This is a genomic window from Sphingobacterium sp. Ag1 (genome assembly GCF_000988325.1).
Classification (GTDB): domain Bacteria; phylum Bacteroidota; class Bacteroidia; order Sphingobacteriales; family Sphingobacteriaceae; genus Sphingobacterium.
On record NZ_LBGU01000001.1, the window covers coordinates 1 to 1078 of the forward strand.

Below are 1078 nucleotides of genomic sequence, written 5' to 3' on the forward strand. Positions count from 1 at the left end.
ACCGATTCCGGCCGCACGGTGGTAAGCGATTATGGGACGAACGGGACCAATGATGTGCGGCTGTGGACAGTCAACAGTACCGGAGCCACAGCAGGTTATTATACTGCCGGCAAACTCTATAAAACGGTGATCAAAGATGAGAACTGGGTATCGGCAAACGGAAAGGGCGGTACGGTGGAGGAATATAAGGAGTTCGAGGGGCATGTAGTGCTCAAGCGCGTGTGGGAAACGGACAGCAAGAAACTGGAAACGCAGTATGTGTATGATGACTTTGGAGACCTGCGGTATGTGATCCCGCCGGGATTTCCGGCTACGACCACAGCACTGACCGAGGCCACCACAGGCGATTTCCATGAGCTGGTGTATGCTTACAAGTACGACGAAAAGCGAAGGCTGGCTGAGAAAAAGATTCCGGGCAAGGGCTGGGAATGGCTGGTGTACAATACCAATGATCAGGCTGTGCTGACGCAGGATGCCGTACAGCGCGGACTAGGGAAATGGAGTTATACAAAATACGATGCATTTGGGCGTGTTGTACAGACGGGATTATACAGCAAGACTTTTGCGAGCCAGCCTGCGGCACAGGCCGATGTGAACACGGTAAGCAAATATTGGGAGGACCGTGTCGGAACTGCCAATTATACCAATCAGGCCTATCCAAAGACGGGGCAGTCATTGCAATTGGTGAATTATTACGATGATTACGGATTTACTGGAGGAAATACAGCCAATCTGCAGCCACTGAATATTACCAGAAGCACCAAGATCAAAGGGCTTTTAACGGGAAGTATGGTGTGGAAAGATGACCGTTCGGATTCAATGCTGACCATCAGTTATTATGATGACTATGGACGTGTGATCCAGAGTGTGGGGCGTAACCATTTGAACGGCACAGACCGTGTGACCAATGAATACAATTTTCCAGGTCAGGTAGTCAAGAGCACCAGAGTTCATACACCATCCACTGGGGCAGCGGTGACCATCATTACCACCAATGAATATGACCATGTGGGAAGACTGGTACAGACCAAGAAGAAAGTCAACGGAAAGGATGAAGTGATCCAGAGCAGGCTCGCCT

Annotated in this window: 1 pseudogene; it reads left to right on the forward strand. The window is 50.2% G+C overall.

Going from position 1 to position 1078, the window contains the following annotated elements:
- Positions 1-1078: pseudogene (locus AAW12_RS26425) on the forward strand (RHS repeat-associated core domain-containing protein); the annotation flags it as partial.